The sequence below is a fragment of the Paenibacillus woosongensis genome (genome assembly GCF_009725165.1).
Lineage (GTDB): Bacteria > Bacillota > Bacilli > Paenibacillales > Paenibacillaceae > Fontibacillus > Fontibacillus woosongensis.
This window is the reverse complement of sequence record NZ_WNZW01000001.1, coordinates 543,341-562,147: the sequence shown is the minus strand read 5'-3', so window position 1 is coordinate 562,147 and position 18,807 is coordinate 543,341. Positions and strand designations below refer to the sequence as shown.

21 protein-coding genes are annotated in these 18,807 nt (G+C 51.9%); 16 read left to right on the top strand and 5 right to left on the bottom strand.

Features of this window, described 5'->3' with window-relative positions; genetic code table 11:
• Positions 1-96: 96 nt before the first annotated feature.
• On the top strand, positions 97-1,647 hold the full coding sequence (locus tag GNP95_RS02745; RefSeq protein WP_155609360.1) for a cell division protein ZapA: 1,551 nt from the start codon (positions 97-99) through the stop codon (positions 1,645-1,647).
• A 48-nt stretch (positions 1,648-1,695) separates the two neighbouring features.
• On the opposite strand, the gene GNP95_RS02740 is transcribed toward GNP95_RS02745, so the two are convergent.
• Positions 1,696-2,067 (bottom strand): cupredoxin domain-containing protein, encoded by a 372-nt coding sequence (locus GNP95_RS02740; RefSeq protein ID WP_155609359.1) that lies wholly within the window; start codon positions 2,065-2,067, stop codon positions 1,696-1,698.
• 176 nt (positions 2,068-2,243) lie between these two features.
• On the bottom strand, positions 2,244-2,606 hold the full coding sequence (locus GNP95_RS02735; RefSeq protein ID WP_155609358.1) for a phage holin family protein: 363 nt from the start codon (positions 2,604-2,606) through the stop codon (positions 2,244-2,246).
• Between the two features lie 195 nt (positions 2,607-2,801).
• On the opposite strand from GNP95_RS02735, the gene GNP95_RS02730 reads away from it, so the two are divergent.
• The 4 genes from GNP95_RS02730 to GNP95_RS02715 all read left to right on the top strand — a co-directional run bounded on the left by GNP95_RS02730 (position 2,802) and on the right by GNP95_RS02715 (position 7,518).
• The gene (locus tag GNP95_RS02730; protein WP_155609357.1) at positions 2,802-5,168 is read left to right on the top strand and encodes an endonuclease MutS2; all 2,367 of its coding nucleotides are present in this window, start codon (positions 2,802-2,804) and stop codon (positions 5,166-5,168) included.
• A 65-nt stretch (positions 5,169-5,233) separates the two neighbouring features.
• Positions 5,234-5,605, top strand: coding sequence for a DUF350 domain-containing protein (locus GNP95_RS02725; RefSeq protein ID WP_155610001.1), 372 nt, complete (start codon positions 5,234-5,236; stop codon positions 5,603-5,605).
• Between the two features lie 128 nt (positions 5,606-5,733).
• Positions 5,734-6,261: a hypothetical protein gene (locus GNP95_RS02720; protein ID WP_155609356.1), complete on the top strand. Its 528-nt coding sequence runs from the start codon at positions 5,734-5,736 to the stop codon at positions 6,259-6,261.
• Positions 6,262-6,330: 69 nt separating this feature from the next.
• Complete coding sequence (locus GNP95_RS02715) at positions 6,331-7,518, top strand: MFS transporter (protein WP_155609355.1); 1,188 nt, start codon at positions 6,331-6,333, stop codon at positions 7,516-7,518.
• Between the two features lie 20 nt (positions 7,519-7,538).
• On the opposite strand, the gene GNP95_RS02710 is transcribed toward GNP95_RS02715, so the two are convergent.
• Positions 7,539-8,786 (bottom strand): NAD(P)/FAD-dependent oxidoreductase, encoded by a 1,248-nt coding sequence (locus tag GNP95_RS02710; protein ID WP_155609354.1) that lies wholly within the window; start codon positions 8,784-8,786, stop codon positions 7,539-7,541.
• Positions 8,787-8,972: 186 nt separating this feature from the next.
• On the opposite strand from GNP95_RS02710, the gene GNP95_RS02705 reads away from it, so the two are divergent.
• The 10 genes from GNP95_RS02705 to GNP95_RS02660 all read left to right on the top strand — a co-directional run bounded on the left by GNP95_RS02705 (position 8,973) and on the right by GNP95_RS02660 (position 16,094).
• Complete coding sequence (locus GNP95_RS02705; protein ID WP_155609353.1) at positions 8,973-9,206, top strand: hypothetical protein; 234 nt, start codon at positions 8,973-8,975, stop codon at positions 9,204-9,206.
• 31 nt (positions 9,207-9,237) lie between these two features.
• Positions 9,238-9,630, top strand: a complete 393-nt coding sequence (locus tag GNP95_RS02700; RefSeq protein ID WP_196427047.1) for a spore coat protein — start codon at positions 9,238-9,240, stop codon at positions 9,628-9,630.
• Positions 9,631-9,830: 200 nt separating this feature from the next.
• Positions 9,831-10,331: an Lrp/AsnC family transcriptional regulator gene (locus tag GNP95_RS02695; protein WP_155609352.1), complete on the top strand. Its 501-nt coding sequence runs from the start codon at positions 9,831-9,833 to the stop codon at positions 10,329-10,331.
• Between the two features lie 13 nt (positions 10,332-10,344).
• Positions 10,345-11,547, top strand: coding sequence for an aminotransferase class I/II-fold pyridoxal phosphate-dependent enzyme (locus tag GNP95_RS02690; protein WP_155609351.1), 1,203 nt, complete (start codon positions 10,345-10,347; stop codon positions 11,545-11,547).
• 146 nt (positions 11,548-11,693) lie between these two features.
• Positions 11,694-11,939: an aspartyl-phosphate phosphatase Spo0E family protein gene (locus GNP95_RS02685; RefSeq protein ID WP_155609350.1), complete on the top strand. Its 246-nt coding sequence runs from the start codon at positions 11,694-11,696 to the stop codon at positions 11,937-11,939.
• Positions 11,940-12,113: 174 nt separating this feature from the next.
• A complete protein-coding gene (locus GNP95_RS02680; RefSeq protein WP_330163285.1) occupies positions 12,114-12,689 on the top strand; it encodes a cob(I)yrinic acid a,c-diamide adenosyltransferase in 576 nt (191 codons plus the stop codon).
• Entirely contained in the window at positions 12,686-13,657 is a 972-nt protein-coding gene (locus tag GNP95_RS02675) for an RluA family pseudouridine synthase (RefSeq protein WP_155609348.1), read from the top strand. The genes GNP95_RS02680 and GNP95_RS02675 overlap by 4 nt, the downstream gene beginning before the upstream one ends.
• 47 nt (positions 13,658-13,704) lie before the next feature.
• Entirely contained in the window at positions 13,705-14,067 is a 363-nt protein-coding gene (locus tag GNP95_RS02670; protein ID WP_155609347.1) for an arsenate reductase family protein, read from the top strand.
• A 58-nt stretch (positions 14,068-14,125) separates the two neighbouring features.
• The gene (locus GNP95_RS02665; protein ID WP_155609999.1) at positions 14,126-14,995 is read left to right on the top strand and encodes a 5'-3' exonuclease; all 870 of its coding nucleotides are present in this window, start codon (positions 14,126-14,128) and stop codon (positions 14,993-14,995) included.
• A complete protein-coding gene (locus tag GNP95_RS02660) occupies positions 14,988-16,094 on the top strand; it encodes a phosphodiester glycosidase family protein (protein WP_155609346.1) in 1,107 nt (368 codons plus the stop codon). Before GNP95_RS02665 ends, GNP95_RS02660 begins: the two co-directional genes overlap by 8 nt.
• Here the strand turns inward: GNP95_RS02660 and GNP95_RS02655 are convergent.
• The gene (locus GNP95_RS02655; RefSeq protein WP_155609345.1) at positions 16,084-16,386 is read right to left on the bottom strand and encodes a DUF3055 domain-containing protein; all 303 of its coding nucleotides are present in this window, start codon (positions 16,384-16,386) and stop codon (positions 16,084-16,086) included. The two genes, GNP95_RS02660 and GNP95_RS02655, sit on opposite strands and share 11 nt — an antisense overlap.
• 281 nt (positions 16,387-16,667) lie before the next feature.
• On the opposite strand from GNP95_RS02655, the gene GNP95_RS02650 reads away from it, so the two are divergent.
• Positions 16,668-17,672, top strand: a complete 1,005-nt coding sequence (locus tag GNP95_RS02650) for an HRDC domain-containing protein (protein WP_330163239.1) — start codon at positions 16,668-16,670, stop codon at positions 17,670-17,672.
• Positions 17,673-17,756: 84 nt separating this feature from the next.
• On the opposite strand, the gene corA is transcribed toward GNP95_RS02650, so the two are convergent.
• Positions 17,757-18,692, bottom strand: a complete 936-nt coding sequence (gene corA / locus GNP95_RS02645; protein ID WP_155609343.1) for a magnesium/cobalt transporter CorA — start codon at positions 18,690-18,692, stop codon at positions 17,757-17,759.
• Between the last annotated feature and the right edge of the window lie 115 nt (positions 18,693-18,807).

Sequence of the window (18,807 nt, the reverse complement as noted above, 5' to 3'; positions counted from 1 at the left end):
TCACATCGAATCAAGTTTAAGCATCGATTCGATGTGACTTTCGTGCAAGGACAGACACCTTAGATGAAACGTAAGGACCGAAGGAGGCACAACATTTTGACTACCCCTGACCGTATTAGTGTAAATGTTGAAATTTACGGTACATCTTATAAGATCGTAGGCAGCAGCGCAGATTACATGAAAGAGGTAGCGCGCCGCGTCGATAACCATATGCAAGCCATAGCCAAAATGTACTCCCATTTGGACACCCCGCGTTTAGCGGTGCTCGCTGCTGTCCGCATGGCCGAAGAGGCGATGAAGACGGAGCAGCTCAAGGAAGAACTGCAGAAAATGGAGAATGAGAAGGCGGGTCTTGCTCAGGAAATATCCGTGATGCAGGCGCTCCAATCCAAGCATGAGAAGGCGCATCAGCAGCTGCAGGAGGAGCATCACCAGCTCAAGAGCGAGAAGAAAGCGTCCTCCGAGCAGCTGACCAAGGCCGAGACGTCGCTCAAGGAGCAGGAAGCGATCGTCCGCAAGCTTCATGCTCGTATCAGCGATCTGGAGCGCGAGCTCAAGGAGCAGAGAGCGAGCTCGTCTCAGCTGCAGGCGAAGCTGCGCGGGACGGAGCAGGAGGTCAAGCGCGAGAAGGAAGAACGTGAGAAGCTCGCCGAGCAGTTGAAGGGAGCCACGCAGCGCGAGCATAGTGCGAAGGCTGCGGAGCAGCGCTTGAAGGATAATGTCGCGAAGCTGGAGCGGCAAACGAATAGCCTTCAGCAGTCGCTGCAAGCAGCTGAAGAGGAGAAGAAGCGGCAGCAGGGGCAGCTTCAGGAAGCCAAAGCCCGTGAGGAGAAGCTCCGTGTGGAAGCATCCGAAGCGGCTCAGAACGAGAAATCATGGCAGAGGCTGGCAGAGAAAAGAAATGAGGAGATCAGCAGGCTTGAAATCAGCCTCTTAGAGGCTTCCGAGCTGGGAGAACAGCTGCAAGCCGAATTAAATTCGGCGAAGAAGGAAGCTGCGGCTGCTCGGGAGAACTACGAGAGCGAACAGGCTAGCGCAGCCAAGCTGACCCAGGAAGCGGAATTTCTTAAATCCGAATTAAACCGGGTCAGACAAGAGCATGAGAATACCCTGCAATCTGCGGGGACAACCGCACAGGAAAATGCCCGCTTGCGAGAGGAAGTGCAGCGGCTTGGCGACAAGCTCAAAGAATTGGAACAGGAGTTGCAAGGCTATGTCTCCCTTGCCGAGGATCAGGAGAACTCTCGCCTTGCTGCCGAACGGAGAGAGCAGGAGTGGAGACAGCAGCTCGCTTCGGCCGAGCAGGAGCTCGTCTCCTGGCGCGAGACGGAAGCTGAGCTTCAGCGCCAGCTGCAGGATTGGCAGCAGCAGTGCGCGGCAGGCGGAGAACAGGTGATGGATCTTTCTTCACAATATCGCGAGCTGGAGGAGCAGAAGCAGCGGCTTGAAGAGCAGCTGAAGGAAATCTCGGGCAGCTATGAGGTCGTTTCCCATGAATATAGGCTGCTGCAAACGGCTCGAGAAATGGAGCGCGAGAGCATGGAGAAGACGAAGGCAGAGTACGACCGGTTGAAGGACGACTACACGAAGCTCCAGACAGAATTCAATGAGTGGATCGAACTGATCGAACAGGCCGGAAGTGATTGATGGCATAAGAGAAGAGCCCTCGGATGACCGAAGGCTCTTCGTTATGGTCTATTCTTCGACGATCAATTTGGAGATCATTGTGGAGTGTCCGGCTCCGCACATAATGGAGCAGGCGATTTCAAATTCTCCAGTTTCTTTAGGAACAACCACTTTGGATTGGCTTTTGCCTTTAAGCTCCAGCTTAAGGGCAGGAATGATGATTCCGTGGTTGCCTTCAACGTTCTTGAACGTAATTTTTACCGGAGAGTCCTTTTTGACGCGATATTCTTCCTGATCGAATTTGAAGTTTGTCGCCTCGATGACGATTTCCGATTCGGGTGTCAGATTGCTCTCCCCGGCACCGCTGCTGGAGCCGCCGCCGCATGCAGCCAGGAGAACCAATAGCATAGAACTAATCATAATAGCAATGGTTTTTTTCATAAAAATCCCCCTAAATACAAAGTATTTTGTGACAAATCACGAATTTATTTATATCATAACGCAAAAAAATGGACTTGACTGCCAAGGATTTGAAATATTCATGAACTCTCGGGCTGAATGCAAGCAGCTCCCTGCTTATAAGGCAGGGAGCTGCTTGCAAACCGGCAGTCTGAAGGCTAACGGTCTGATTTGTTCTTCGCTGCATCGAACGGCGAGCCGGCCGGGATGAACAGGTCGATAATCCCAATGACGAGAGCGGCCAGCAGCGCTCCGAGAATCGAGACGGATACGCCCGAGATGATAAACTGCGCAAGCCAGATGACCAAAGCGCTGGCGAGAAAGCCGACGATACCGCGGCCGAAAGGGGTAACCCGTTTGCCGAAGATCCCTTCAATAGCCCAGCCCAGAAGCGCGATGACTAGAGCAAGCAGAAGGGCGCTGCCGAATCCGCCTACGCTGAATTGCGGGACGATCCAGCCTACGACGAGCAGTACCAGAGCGGATACGATAAAGCGAACGACGTGTCCCAGGAAATTCATGGCACAAGGCCTCCTTTGTCAAATTAACGTTTCGTATACGTGTATATAATGTTCCGTAAGTGCATTTCTTATGTGTGTTACTTTGCAAAATGGCGCAAAATGTGTGATTTCGCTATAATAGGAGTTGTTCAAAAAGCTCCATTTTGATCACGCTGAAGTATTAGAACATAGTCCCGAGGGGAGTTGTGATCGTTTTTGGATGAGAAAATTTTGAAAACGATGGAATATCATAAAATTATAGATATGCTTGTGAAATATGCTCAGACATCGCTGGGCAAGACGGCGGCGGAACGCCTATCACCCGTCTCCGACCTTGATGAAGTCAAACGCCTGCTGCAGGGAACAGACGAAGCCTTTAAGGTGGATCGGCTAAAAGGCGCTCCATCCTTCGGCGGGATTGTCGATATCATACCTGCCGTGAAGCGTGCGCGGATCGGCGGTACACTGAATCCGCATGAGCTGCTGGGCATCGCTACCACGCTTGAGGGATCGCGCCGTGTGAAGCGGTATATTGCCAACATCCATGAGGATGAACCCGTAGATCTGCTGTTTACGTTAACCGACATGCTCAGCGAGCAGAAACCGCTCGAGGATAAGATCAAACGTTGTATCGACGACAGCGCGGAGGTGCTGGATTCGGCCAGTCCCGAGCTGGCACAAATACGCCGGGAGCTGCGCGGCGGCGAAGTGCGGATTCGTGAGAAGCTGGAGGCGATGATTCGTTCCTCCAGCGTTGCGAAGATGCTGCAGGATCAGCTGATCACGATCCGTGGAGACCGTTTCGTTATTCCCGTGAAGGCGGAGTACCGCGCGCATTTTGGCGGCATTGTCCATGATCAGTCCGGCTCCGGTGCAACCTTGTTCATCGAGCCTGAATCGATCGTAGCCATGAACAACAAACTGCGGGAGACGAGGCTGAAGGAAGAGCGGGAAATCGAAGTGATTTTGCAAAAGCTGACGGCGCTCGTCGGCGAGCAAGCCGAGCTTCTCAGCTACGATAGCGACGTGCTGGCCCAGCTCGACTTCATTTTTGCGAAAGCCCGCCTGGCCAGAGAGATGAAGGCTGAGCTGCCCCGCATGAACGACCGCGGCTTTCTGAAGCTGAAGAAGGGGCGCCACCCGCTTATTCCGGCGGATCAAGTCGTACCTATTGATGTGGAACTGGGTAACCAGTATACCTCGATCATCGTTACTGGCCCAAATACCGGGGGGAAGACGGTAACTTTGAAAACGATCGGACTGCTGAGCCTGATGGCGATGTCGGGCTTGTTTGTTCCGGCGGAGGATGGCAGCCAGCTCTGCGTGTTTGATGCCATCTATGCCGATATCGGCGACGAGCAGAGTATTGAACAAAGTCTTAGTACGTTTTCCAGCCATATGACGAATATTATTTCCATTTTGCGCCGGATGACGGCCAAGAGCCTGGTGCTGCTGGACGAAGTCGGAGCGGGAACGGATCCGGCGGAGGGCTCGGCGCTCGCCATTGCCATTCTGGAGCATATTCATTCGCTAGGATGCCGGATGGTAGCGAGCACGCATTACAGTGAACTCAAAGCCTATGCGTACGAACGCAAAGGCGTCATCAATGCGAGCATGGAATTTGACGTGAACACGCTGAGTCCGACCTATCGGCTGCTCGTTGGAGTTCCTGGGCGAAGCAACGCGTTTGCGATTGCAGAACGCCTGGGATTGTCGGAGCAGATCCTCGATTTTGCCCGTGGTGAAGTCAAGGAAGAGGATTTGCGGGTCGAGCACATGATTGCATCGCTTGAAGAGAACCGTCTTGGCGCCGAGCAGGAGCGGGAGACGGCGCAGCGGCTGCGCAAAGAGCTAGAGGAGCTGCGGAAGAGGCATGAAGCCGAGCTGGACAAGCTGACGCGTGAACGCGACAAGCGGATCGACAAGGCCGAGGAAGAAGCGAGAGCGATCATAGCCAAGGCGCGCAGCGAAGCCGAGCGGATCATTGAGGACCTGCGGAAGCTTGCCCTTGAAGAGGGCTCATCCGTGAAGGAGCATAAGCTGATTGCCGCCAGGAAGGAACTGGAGGAGGCCGAGCCTAAGCGGAAGAAGAGCGGGCCGGCTCGCCAGGGGAATAAGGCTCCGCGCAAAATCGAGGCCGGCGACGAGGTTATGGTCTACAGCCTGAACCAGAAAGGGCATGTCGTGGAGCTCGCCGGCAAAGAGGCGCTTGTTCAGCTGGGAATTATGAAGATGAAGGTCAGCCTTGATGATCTGGAGCTTATATCAGCCTCGGCCCCGTCTGCGGCGAAGGCAGCTCAAAAGGCTGTAGCCAGCGTCAAGCGTACTCGCGATGAGAACGTGCGCAGCGAACTAGATCTGCGGGGCGCTAACCTGGAGGAAGCGCTGATTGAGGTGGACCGCTTCATTGACGAGGCATATCTCGGCAACCTGGGGCAGATTTACATCATTCATGGTAAAGGAACGGGAATTTTGCGGACGGGAATATCGGAGTATCTCCGCAAGCATAAACATATAAAAAGCTACCGGTTGGGCAATTACGGAGAAGGCGGTACGGGAGTCACGGTAGCCGAGCTGAAATAAGCGGGAGGAGCGAAGGCGAATTGACAGGAAACATTGAACCGTTGCTGGAGCAGCCGTTCGGGCTGATGATCGGTTATCTATCCATCGCTGTAATGGAATTGATCGTGTTTTTGTCCTGCTTCGAATTGGTGGCCAAGTATCGCTGCTGGCAGGAAATCAAGCAGGGCAACCTGGCGGCGTCGATCGCCACGGGCGGCAAAATCTTCGGTATCAGCAACGTCATTCGTTATGCTGCAGTCCATTCCCCGATTTATGAATTCATGATTTGGTCATTGGTCGGGGCCGTACTGCTTTTTGCAGCTTATATTTTGTTTGAATTTTTAACCCCGGTGTTCCGCATCGATGAGGAAATCGCCAAGGGCAATGTCGCTGTTGGATTCATTGCGATGTCTGTATCGGTATCGGTATCTTTTTTGATCGGAGTCTGCATAGGATAAGGGGGACGTCATGCGAAATTTTATTAAAAACCTGACAAGCGTCATATTTGTGGCCGCCATATTGTTCCTGATCGGCGGGATTGTTTTTCTGTGGAAGTCATAACCGAGTTAGAAAGGACGGGCTGTATATGGAGTCGACGATTTGTCCCTGGTGTCAAACGGAAATCGTGTGGGATGAGGAGCTTGGAGCGGAGGAGCAATGCCCTTATTGCCATAATGAGCTGAAGGGCTACCGCACCTTGAACATTCAGCTTGGAGATGAAGAAGAGTTCGAGGACGAAGCTGACGGTGATGAGGAAGGGGCGGATTATTGGGAAGAGGGCGATACGCACCTGGACGCGATTCGCCGGGTTGAGAGCTTTGTAGCCGGCGGAGGGGATCTGCTCGCTTATGAATCCGGCGTAGAGAAAGTGCTGGATGGCCAGGATGAAGTCCCGGAATGCCCGCATTGCCGCGAGTACATGCTGCACGCAGGGCAACAGGAGATCAGCGGCAGCTCGTTTGAACCGGTCGTCCCGAAGGGGATGCAGAGTCCGCTGCTGTCCGGAACGCTGAAGCTTAACGTGTATGTATGTTCGGCCTGCTTCAGCGTAAGCCGCTTTTTGGCCGAGGAAGAGCGCAACACCTTTATTCGCACAGTGAGTGAAAAAGCATGATTTGATCATGCTTTTTTCTTTTTTTGGGCATCCTTACTGGGGAAATCAGTAACCTGTGGAGGAGCAAGCATGAAGAGCGCGCTAGATCAACAATGCAAGCTGCTGTTAACTGTTAATAGTTTATTCGTACTCGCTGGAGCATTGTCCGGCACCTTCCTGAACGTATACTTATGGAAATTCAAGCAGGACTTCACAATGATCGGCTGGTTCGCCTTTAGCCAGCAGTTGGCTATAGGCCTTACGTTCTGGATTGCCGGCAAATGGGTGAAGGAGCGGGATAAAATGATTATTCTGCGGTTGGGGATCATCATTTCTGGACTGTTCTATTTGCTGGTGCTGGCGACCGGCGCTCGAATGGTGCATTATATTTGGCCCCTTGGCATCCTATCCGGCATTGGGGCGGGGATCTTCTGGCTCGCGTTCAACGTCGTTTACTTTGAAGTGACCGACAAGGCTAATCGAGATCTCTTTAACGGTTGGGTAGGTGTTATGGGGTCGGTGATTGGGATCATCGGTCCGTGGCTGTCCGGATGGCTGATTTCAGTGATGCCTGGCGTACGGGGGTACAGAGTTATTTTCACGGTATCGCTGATCGTGTACGGAGGAGGAGTCCTGCTAAGCTTCCGTTTAAAAAAACGGGAGAGGGGCAAGGGGTACCGATGGCTGGAGCCCGTGCGGCGCCTTAAGCCAGGAAGCCCCTGGAGACAGGCCGTTCCCGCGTCGATCGTTTACGGTCTTAGAGAAGGGGTCTTCATATTTATGATTAATTTGCTCGTCTATATTAGCACGTCTTCGGAGTGGAAGGTCGGGCAATATATGCTGATCACTTCCCTGGTATCCTTGGTCAGCTACTGGGCGGCGGGCAAGTGGCTGGCCATACGTCACCGCTGGTTGGAGATGCTGATAGGCGCATTCATGATGACGCTCATCGTCATTCCGCTGCTATGGAAAATGAGCTATATGACCTTGCTTATATTCGGGGTAGGCACCTCGTTGTTCATGCCACTGTACATTATCCCCATGATCTCTTCGGTGTTCGATTTAATGGGTCGGGACAAAACGGATGCCGAGCATCGCGTGGAATTGATCGTTCTGCGCGAAATCAGCATGATGGTCGGGAGATTAGCAGGCATAGCTATCTTTATCTGGCTCTACACCCGTTCCCCGCATATGTCGACGATCTTATGGCTGATGGCCGGTCTAGGGGCCGCTCCGCTGATGAGCTGGCTTGCCATGCGGAAGCTGCTGGCGGCATAGGCCTTGAAACTCCTTCAGTTTCAGGGCCTGGTTCTTAAGCGGCTTGCTGCCGGGGCTGGTTTCGAGGTTCTTGTCAGCGAAAACCATTCCATGTCTGGCCGATTCTTTCCAAGAAGCACGTCGGTCAGCATTTCCGCGGCGATCATGCTGTATACTGTGCCATTGCCTCCATAACCCTCGATGAAATAACAGCAGGGAAAACTCGGGTGAGTGCCGATGAACGGCAATCCGTCCCGGCTTTGTCCAAACACGGCGCCCCAAGCATAATCAGCCTTCAACTCCCGCTTACCCGGAAACAGCTCATGCATCTTCTTCAGCAGTCTCTTCCCCTGGTTCAGATACCGGCTCTCATTCAGCTTCCCGCCTGGCAGCGGCTCGTCGAGGCCGCCAATTAATATGCGCTTGTCCGGCGTTGTCCGCAAATAAAGATACGGCCGGGCTGTCTCCCAAAGAAGGCAGCGTTCGAACCAATCGTCAAAATGCTCAGCGGGTTCGGTGGCCACCACATAGCTTGATGACAAATATGCGCCTCTTTCTTTATGGAACTCCTGAGTCTCATATCCCGTTGCAAAAATAACATGCCGTGCCCGGATCACATAGTTCCCAGTGCGGCACAGGACACCTTGTGGCTCAAAGTCAAAGCCGGTCGCTTCGGTGTTCTCAAAGACGGCTAGTCCCATGGCGGAAGCGGCTTCGATCAGCCCATGAACGAAAGCGACGGGATTTCCCTCACCATCTCCATCGTTATAAATAGCTCCCGGCTTCTCGAATGGGAAGCGGTCTGCAATATGCGTTCTGTCCCACCATTCGACCGGAAAATGGTATTTTCGAAGCGTTTCATATTCCTGATGCAGCATGCCTACATCGTCATCGGTACTAGCGAAGTACAGGCTGTTTCTCGTAAGGAAACGAGCTTCCGGCTTCAGGCCCTGACTAAGCTTAAACAGCTTGCTTACGGCTTCCCGGCACATTTGATAGAAACGGACGGCCTGCTTCTCTCCAAACGTATGGATTAATGATCTCAATGTTTTGTCATTTGAAAATTGTATTAATCCAGTGTTCGCCAAGGTGCTCCCCGATGCTATTTTTCTTTTGTCAATCAGTACGGTATGGATGCCGGATTCAGCTAGGAAATAGGCGCACAGCGCCCCGCTGACTCCTCCGCCAATAATAAGACAATCGCAGGATATATCGTGCTGGAGCGTTTCGTATTGCGGTGGAACAGGCAAGGTATTTTGCCAGGCGAAATTTCCGCTGTGCAGCTTCATGAGTGGCTATCGCTCCTTTATCACATGGAAATGGTCAAGATCTTGTTTTTTACTTTAAAATGGTGCGCAAAATATCGCTCCATATGTATAAAACTTGTACATTTTATGCGCGGTTACATATCCATGGTCCCCTTGGACATAATATTCCTGAATGGAATGCAACCAATTTTTCAGGAGGTAATCTTAATGAATGCTTCGCAAATGCAGCCGCTGACGGCCAAAGAACTAGAGTATATTTCCGATTCGGTATCCAATGAAGAAATGCTGCTAAAATTGACTGCGGCAGCTTTAGCCGTATCGCAGAATCCGAACATCCAGAACGTGATTCAAAGCCAGCTCGGAACGCATGAGCAGCATATCAATCAGCTTATCCAAGCCATGCAGCAGCATCAGGCGCTCGCCCCGACGCAAGCCCATTAAATCATTCGAACTTTGAACAGGAGGAATTCCTTTGACCCCTACTTCACAATTTCAAAATGCACACCTGCTGCCCGAGGAAGATTTGCTAAATGTCATTTTGGCCGACCTTAAACGGACCGTACGGGAATATACGACAGCGACGACCGAGTCCGCATGCCCTTCCGTTCGGCAAATGTTTACTCAATTGACGGACAGCACGCTGCAGCTCCAAGGACAATTGTTCCAGCTGCTGAGCAGCCAAAATATGTATACGGCACCCTCCAAGGCGATTCGTACGGAGGTTGACAAGAAGCTGCAGGAGGCTCAGCAGACCCAGCAGCAGCTTCAGCAATTTACGCAGCAGCGCACCGCGCAAATGAGCAGCGGCAGCCAGGCGCCGCAAGCCAATATGCAGCAAAATGCAGGAAACCATACTTACAGTTAATAACCCGTTTTTGCAGCGGCTCAAGCACAAGAGTTAAGAGCAGCCCCATACAACCGTCCGCCTAAGGAGCGCCTCCCGAAACGGACGGTTTTTCTTTGCAGGACTCCTAAATTCATGTAATATAAGTATTAAATTTAGATTCCGGTGAGCAGGGGGGAACGAGTGTCCTGCTCCACTGGAACAGCGCTGGAGGATGAAGCATGAAACCACTTAGCGAATTGAAACTGAAAGTGCTGGACCTTCTGAAAGAAGACGCCCGAAGAAGCCCTGCTCTTCTGGCAACCCTGCTGGGAGTAACTGAGGATGAGGTGTCTGTGGCGATCGCGGAGCTAGAGGAAGACAACGTCATCGTCAAATACGCGACGGTCGTCAACTCGGGCAAATTGGATGATGAGAAAGTAACCGCCTTGATCGAGGTGCAAATTACCCCGGAGCGCGGGCGAGGGTTCGAGGCCATTGCCGAGCGGGTTTATTTGTTCCCTCAGGTCAAATCGGTCTATCTCATGTCAGGAGCCTACGACTTGCTAGTAGAAGTCGAAGGGCGCACGCTCAAAGAGGTAGCCAGCTTCGTCTCCGACAAGCTGTCGACACTGGAGTCGGTGCTCTCGACAAAGACCCATTTCATACTTAAGAAATACAAACAGGACGGCATTATCTTTGAAGATCCCGAAGAAGACCGCCGTCTCATGATTTCTCCGTAAAGGAAGTAATATTATGACAGTAGAATCGCAACAATATTCGGACAAATCGATGTTATCTTATTTGGCCCCCCGGGTAAGAGAGATTCAGCCTTCCGGGATCCGGAAGTTCTTCGATCTTGCCAGCGGCAATAAAGATATCATCACTCTCGGCGTGGGCGAGCCTGACTTTATTACGCCATGGCATGTCCGGGAAGCCTGTGTCTATTCTTTGGAGAGGGGTTACACGAGCTATACCTCCAACGCCGGTACGCCCGAGCTGCGCGAGGCCATTGCGGAGTATTTGCACAATGGGTTCGGCCTGAACTATGATCCCAAGGATGAAATTCTGGTTACAGTAGGCGGGAGTGAAGCGATTGATTTGGCGCTCCGGGCGCTGATTGAGCCAGGGGATGAAATACTTGTTCCAGCTCCTTGCTACATCTCCTATTCCCCGATATCTTTTATCGGCGGAGGAGTCCCCGTGGAGATCGAAACTTACGCGAAGGATAACTTCAAGCTAAAGGCGGAGCATCTAGAAGCGAAAATATCGCCGAAGTCCAAGGTGCTGATTTTGAACTATCCCAGCAATCCAACGGGCGGAATCATGACTTACGAAGACTGGCTTCCGATTGCCAAATTGGTGGAGAAGCATGATTTGATTGTCATTTCCGACGAGATTTATGCCGAGCTCACTTACGGCAGCAAGCATGTCAGCTTTGCCTCCCTTCCGGGAATGAAGGATCGCACGATTCTTGTCAACGGCTTCTCGAAAGCCTTTGCCATGACGGGCTGGAGAATGGGTTATGCCTGCGGCCATCCGGAACTGATTTATGCGATGCTAAAGATCCATCAGTATACGGTGATGTGTGCGCCCGTGATGGGACAGGTCGCTGCTTTAGAAGCGCTCAAGAATGGCTTGGAGGAGAAGGATCAGATGGTCGAATCCTATAATCAGCGAAGAAGGCTGATTGTCCAGGGACTTCGGGACATCGGATTATCCTGCCACGAGCCGCAAGGCGCGTTTTACGCTTTTCCCGGTATAGAAACTACCGGCCTTAGCTCAGATGAATTTGCCCAGCGACTGCTGCTCGAAGCTAAAGTGGCAGCTGTGCCCGGCACTGCTTTTGGGGCTGGCGGCGAAGGGTACCTGCGCTGCTCCTATGCGACTTCGGTCAATCAAATTAATGAAGCGCTGGACCGGATGGGGAAATTCGTTCATAAGCTGAAGCAGGGCTAGCTTCCGGTGATTTTTAGTAAATGGGGGTTATTAACAAATTTCTCATTTATTATTTGATCATTGTCCAATAATCATGTTATAATTTGGTTTTGGTAGAGCTTGAGTTTCGCAGGGAGGGATTACTTTTGTTTTGTGGTGAATACAACATGCCGTACGAGAAGATGGGCGGTCATATTGCTGAAGGCGATGCAACGAATCAATGGATGGGCGAAGAAGGCCGGACGATATCACCACAAGCATTGACATTGGAAGATGAAATTCAACTGCTCCGTACTAGAATGGAAGAAATATTTTTAGAGGAGAAGTCTTTTACATCAGACATTGTCATCGAGATCAGCAGCCTGCTTGATTTAAAAATCAATGAATTTATGAAGAGTCAGAAAGCAAAATAATCCAGGCTCGTATCTATAGCATCCTGCGCAAAGAGGTGATCCGGAAGACGGATCGCCTCTTTTATGTCCGGCGACGCTGCAACGGTCCACGCTGAGAAGGGGACGATGGAGTAAACGAGGGCAGGAATATGTTATATTGGACATATATGATTTTTGCTTGAATGGGGGATTAAAGTGAATTTGTACACAAGAACCGGGGATGCGGGACAGACCTCCATCATCGGCGGCAGAGTGGATAAAGACGATGCCCGAATCGAGGCTTACGGAACGATTGATGAGCTGAACAGCTTTGTCGGTCAGGCAGTGAGCTTGATTGGTGCCAATACCGAGGTATTCGCGGACCTGAAGGAAGAACTGCTGCAAATCCAGCATGAACTGTTCGATTGCGGCTCTGATCTGGCTTATGCCAGATTGAACGAGGACCGCTACAAGGTCGGAGCCGAGCTGGCTGAACGGCTGGAAACATGGATAGACCGCCTTGAACAGAATAACCCTCCGCTGGAAAAGTTCATTTTGCCCGGAGGGACTTCCCTGGCAGCTATACTGCATGTATGCCGGACGGTGTGCCGCCGCGCCGAGCGCCGGGCGGTTACCTTGGGTCATCAGCATGAGGTCAATCCGGAGGTGCTGACGTATTTGAACCGTCTGTCGGATTACTTCTTTGCCGCGGCCCGGACGGCGAATGCCCGCATGCAAGTGCAGGATACAGAATATGTGCGCAGCGCAAAGGTGTTCGGTCGGAAATCATGACGCAATACTACGACCCTATTGTATACGTAGTAACGGAGGACGAGGACGGCTGGCAGCTTAAGAAGCTCCTGCAGCGCCGGCTGGGCGTATCCAGAAAGCTGATGTCCAGATTGAAGCTGACTGAGAAGGGGATAACACTGAACGGAGAAAGGGTGTATATCAGCGTTCCCGTAAAGATAGGGGATATCGCTGCCATTTCTCTGGAAAAGGAGACATCCGAGGACATTTTGCCGCAGCCGATTCCTTTTGAATGCATTTATGAGGACGACGCACTGTTAATCGTCAATAAGTCGCCAGGAATGATCGTCCATCCAACCCACGGACATTATACGGATACATTGGCGAATGGAGTGGTGCATTATTGGCGGGAGAAAGGCGAAATGTTCCGATTCAGGCCCGTGCACCGTTTGGACCAGGAGACAAGCGGCGTGCTGGCCATCGCCAAAAATGCTTACGTGCATCAGCATATTTCCGAACAGATGATCGCAGGACAGGTGGACAAAAAATATGTGGCGTTCGTGCATGGGACGCCGGATCCGCCAGAAGGAACAGTTGACGGGCCGATTGACCGCGATCCCGAGCAGCCGCATCTCCGGATCGTCATTTCGTCCGGTTATCCGGCGCTGACCTATTATTCAACGGCACAGACGATGGGGCCGGCATCCAAAGTTGAGCTGCGTCTGGGCACGGGCCGGACGCATCAGATTCGGGTGCATATGACTTCGATTGGGCATCCGCTTATCGGGGATAAGATGTATCAAGGGCCGGGCAGTTCAGGTTCACAGGATCAGGCCGATTCAGATGAGGCTAAACCCGGCAGAATGCTGGATGGTCTTATCCAGCGTCAGGCTCTGCATGCCTCCGAGTTGGCCTTCCGTCATCCGCTGACCGGAGAATTTATGAGCTTTCATGCTCCGTTTCCTCCGGATATGGCAAGTCTGGAACAGGCATTGATAGCTATGATTTAATCATAGAGATGATAATATTATGTATTGGATCAGGAGGTTGTACAGCAATGAGTAAGCTGATTGTGTATCAATACCCGAAATGCAGTACCTGCCGCAGCGCGGTAAAGTGGCTGGAGGCGCAAGGCCATGAGCTGGAGCTTCGCGACATTAAGGAATCTCCGCCGGACGCGAAAGAATTGTCCGCTTGGATTGACCGAAGCGGTTTTGAACTGAAGAAATTCGTCAATACGTCTGGAGAGATATATAGACAGGAAGGATTAAAGGACAAGCTGCCAGGCATGTCCCGCGAGGAGCAGATCGAGCTGCTCTCATCCAGGGGAATGCTGATCAAACGTCCATTGGTCAGTGACGGCAAACAGGTCACGGTTGGCTTCAAGGCTGAAGAATACGAACGGGTCTGGGGCAATTAGCTCCAAGCCGATACAGGGAGAGAGTAATTTGACGGTTATACCTAACAGTAAAGACAGCATGCTGCTGGTGGACGGGATGGCGCTCATGTTTCGCGCTTATTACGCCTCGGCTGCCACAGGCTATATACGCAGAACGAAAGCCGGACTGCCGACAAATGCGGTATACGGCTTCATGAGATATTTCTGGGACGCGGTGCAGAAATTCAACCCGACCCATATCGCCTGCTGCTGGGATTTAGGCAGTAAGACGTTCCGGACAGAGCAATTCGCCGCCTATAAAGGCAATCGCTCCGAGGCTCCTGACGACCTGATCCCGCAGTTTGCGCTCATTCAGGAAGTCATGGATAGTTTGGGAATACCGAACGTCAGCGCTCCGGGATTTGAGGCGGATGACTGCATCGGAACACTAGCCGCCCGTTTTAGCGAGCAGATGGACGTCTATATCTTGACGGGCGATCATGATATGCTCCAATTGGTCAATGAGACGACAAGCGTAATCATTATGAAAAAGGGTCATGGCAACTATAGTGTGTATACCCCGCAAAGCTTAATGGAGGAGAAGCAGCTGGCTCCTGCCCAAATCGTTGATTTTAAAGGATTGATGGGGGATACGAGCGACAATTATCCTGGAGTTCGCGGCATTGGCGAGAAAACCGCGCTCAAGCTGGTGCTGGAGTTCGGTTCGGTCGACGGCATCCTTAGCAATCTGGACAAGCTCTCCAAGTCGATTCGCGCCAAGATCGAGGCTGACCTCGACATGCTGCATCTGTCCAGGCAGCTTGCGGAGATCCGCTGCGATGTAGAGCTTGTATGCGATCAGGAGGCTTGCCGCCTTGAGCTGAACCATGCTCAAGTTGCCGCTAAATTCGAAGAATTGGAAATGGCAAGCATTATCCATTGGATGGGAGTGGCTGCGACAAATGAATAAGCATCATTGGCAAAGATGGGCCGCAGCCTGCCTTGCAATTTTCCTGCTTGCAGGCTTGATCACAGCTAGCGGGGGGAGCGCAGCAGCGGCCCCGTATTCAGGCATCAAGCAAGAAACGAAGAAAGTGAAGGTTGGCAACAAGAGCTTTACCGTGCAAACCGTACGTATTCCAAAGGGCACGCCGGTCACGGTAGGGTTAGCGAAAAGGCAGGTGGGCAGCACGGAGGAATTTGCTTCGATCGTCAAAAGCTACAAGGCGGAAGCTGCGATTAACGGAGCTTTCTTTGAAGCTTACGGCGGGCCGCCGGATCCATACGGAACGCTTATCGCCGATGGTGAAGTGATGCACAAGGGCGGCAATGGCACGACGATCGGCTTTAAGAAGGACGGCACAGCAATCATGGACGAGCTGCGCATTTCCATTACCGGGACGGTCGTCTCTCCGGAAGGCAAGTCCAGGGGCTGGTACGCAACATTTATGAACCGGGTGCCGCTTACGGGAAGCAGCGTCAGCATAATGTTTACGCCGGCCCGGGGCGGCAAGGTCGGATTCTCCGGCGGTCTGGCCGTTACGGTAATCGAAGGCAAGGTCGCTAAAAATGAAGTCAACGCCAATGCCGACATTCCAAAGAACGGGTATGTGCTTGTCTTTACGGGAACAGAGAAGAACATGGCGGAGCGGTTTGTAATCGGAAGCGAGGTAGCACTGAGCCTCAGTTACAAAAACCCGCAAGGCGATCCGCTGCCTGCTTGGGAGGAAGTCGTTACCGCTGTCGGTGCAGGGCCTCGCCTGGTGAAGGACGCCAAGGTTGCTTTGAATGCGGCTGCTGAGGGGTTCAACGATCCGAAGATATTGACCAGCTCGGCAGCCCGCAGCGGAATCGCCATCATGCCGGATGGTTCCATTATGCTGGCGACAGTCCCTGCAGCCACGATGAAGCAATGGGCGGATATTATGAAGACGCTTGGAGCGAAGCAAGCGATGAATTTGGATGGCGGGGCATCCTCCGCGCTTTATGGCGGGGGCAAGATGCTCACCACGGCCGGGCGGCATCTTAGCAATACTCTAGTCTTTAATTCAAAGGGCTTTAATCCGTAAAATAAGGGTCGCCCACAACTTGATACAGGAAGGATTTCAGCTCATCGGCTTCTTCCTCTTCCAGATTGTAGACATGCTCCAGATAGCCTTCCTCTTCCAGATCATCTGTGCCTAGAATCGCTGTTTTGCCATTTTGCAAATCAGTAACGAGCTTCTTGCCGTAGAAGCGGTTGGTCGTAGTTATCGCCAGATCGAAACGTTTTAGGGATGCTCCAATGAAGGTCACGAACCGGGTGGAGGTGCTTTCCGTGCTGTCGGACAGGAAGTCGAGCTCTTTGTGCGGGTTAGTCATTGATATTGCCTCCTTGAACAAATAGTGCGCGTATCGCGTTTTGTATATTTTAGAATTAAGCTGTTACTTCTAGATATTATAGCGGATAAATGCAGCTAATGGGAAAAAACATGCCAAGCATTGACATAGATCCTTAAAATGGTATCATTGGTTATAACAGTATATGAATGGGGGAGCACCTCTTCTGTAACTTTGCAGAAGGGGTGCTTTTTTTGCGTGCATTAGAAATGCTCCAGCCGGATGTCCGTTCAGATACTGAATTTTAAGGGAGGGAAATGATCGTGAGAATCATATTTTTGAACAGTCTGGAGAAGCGGGAGGCCGGCGCCGTGGTCGGAAGCGCACAGGTTTGGATGGGAGAGGAGGAGAGCATGTGGCGCATGGGGTGGAATGAAATTACGGCCGACGGCGAGCAGGAGTACATCTGGTATGAAGGCTCGTCCTGGTCGGAGATGCTCCATGTCTACCGACATCGCCTGGTTATCAAGCTGGGGGAAGGGTTCCAGCCGACGGTCGAAGGCGTTTGGGAGGATAAGGAACAGCTTCGCGGCAAGGCGATGACTGCCCAGAAGCTAATCTGTTATAGCGAAGGGCATCCCAATGAACCGGTCTATACCGAGCTGTGCAATTGGAGGAGGAAAAAAGCCTCCACGGAACGCAAGGCGCCTTATTTGATCGCGAGCAATCGCCTGCTTAGGCTGATTAGCGTATTTCTTCCCCATACACTGGAGGAATTGCTGCAGCTGCCGGGGGTAGGCCAGAATAAAGCGGGGGAGTTTGGTGACGAGCTGCTGGAGATGACCCGAAGACACTCGCAGCCGAGTCCTTTCCCGCTGGATTGGGTTGAGGAAGAGGTCAATCAGGAAACGCTCCGCTCCTGGCTGTATAAGCAGAAAGAAGCGAAATTCCGGGTAGAAATGGAGAAATACGGCGTGCGCCGAAAGCTGCTTGAAGGCATTGCCGAGGGGTTGAGCGTGGAGCAGATTCGCGAGCGCGTAACCATGGGCCGCCGGGAGATGATTGAATTACTTGAGGAACTTGAGAAGGACGGATACAGTACTGAGCAGTTGGTGAACAAAGAATTGCAAGAAATGCCCGATGAGGAGCAGGCGGCGGTCATGCAGGCTTATGAAGAGCTCGGAGACGCCTTCCTAAAGCCGGTGCTTCAACGGGTCTATGGCCAGGAAGCAGCGGAGGCCGAGGACCGGGAAATGCTGTATGAACGCCTGCGCCTGATCCGGATTCGCTACCGGAGAGACAGAAGCACCGTGCGTGATGCGGGCTAGCAGCGGAGCGAATATATAGTCAGATGCAAGCAAAAAGGACGAAAGCTGTCTCCGGGAATACGGAGGCCTTCGTCCTTTCCTGTTTCAAATCCAGTCCCGCTTGCGGAACAAATAGTACATTCCTGCACCGAGAACAATCATGATCCCGATTACCACGTAATAAGAATATTTCCAATGCAGTTCCGGCATGTTGTCGAAGTTCATCCCGTAAATACCGGTAATCAACGTAAGCGGAATGAAAATCGTTGTAATTGCGGTAAAGACGCGCATAATCTCGTTCGCCCTGTTGGCGATCGAAGACTGGTAGGCTTCTCGCAAGTTGCCCATCAGCTCCCGGAACGTCTCAAAGTTCTCGGAGATTTTTACAGCGTTCTCGTAAATATCTCTAAAATATTTCTGGAGCTGATCATCGATCAGGCGCAAATCCTTTTTGTTTAAAATATTGATAACTTCCTTCTGCGGCCCAAGCATCTTCTTCAGCCACAATATTTCGCTTCGCAGGCCGATGATCTCGCTTAGATGAGATCGCTTCGTATGCATGAGAATATCTTCTTCAAGCTTCTCGATCTTCACTTCGATCCGGTCGCTGACCGTGAAATAGTTGTCCACGACAAGGTCAATGAGCAGATACAGGAACCGGTCAGGCTCACTAACCTCCTGCTCCCAAAGTATCGGCTTGACCGCGCGAAGCTCGTTAATTTTTTGGTTGGTTACCGTAATAATATAATGCCGGCCCAGGAAAATATTCAGAGCCCGCAGGAAGATCTCTTCATCGTCAAAGCGGATGCTGTTCACGACAATGAAATAGTGATTGTCATACGTTTCGATTTTCGGACGCTGCTCCTCTTCCGTTAAACAGTCTTCTACAGCCAGGTCATGCAAGGAGAACAGCGGCTGCAGTATTTGCAGATCCTCACCGTCCGCATCAATCCAGTAAAAGCCTTCCTCCGGTGCCGTGGTCGTTAGCTCCACATCATCAACCGTTGTAAATACGCCGTCTTTGACATGACGAATTTTCAAGGGTATCACTCTCCTTTTCCCCAAATCCCTCGGATAATATGCTCTAGGTTGAGCACAGGAAAAAGGACCAGCAGCCGGCAACGCCTAAACGGGCGTTTTATGAAAACACCGGGAA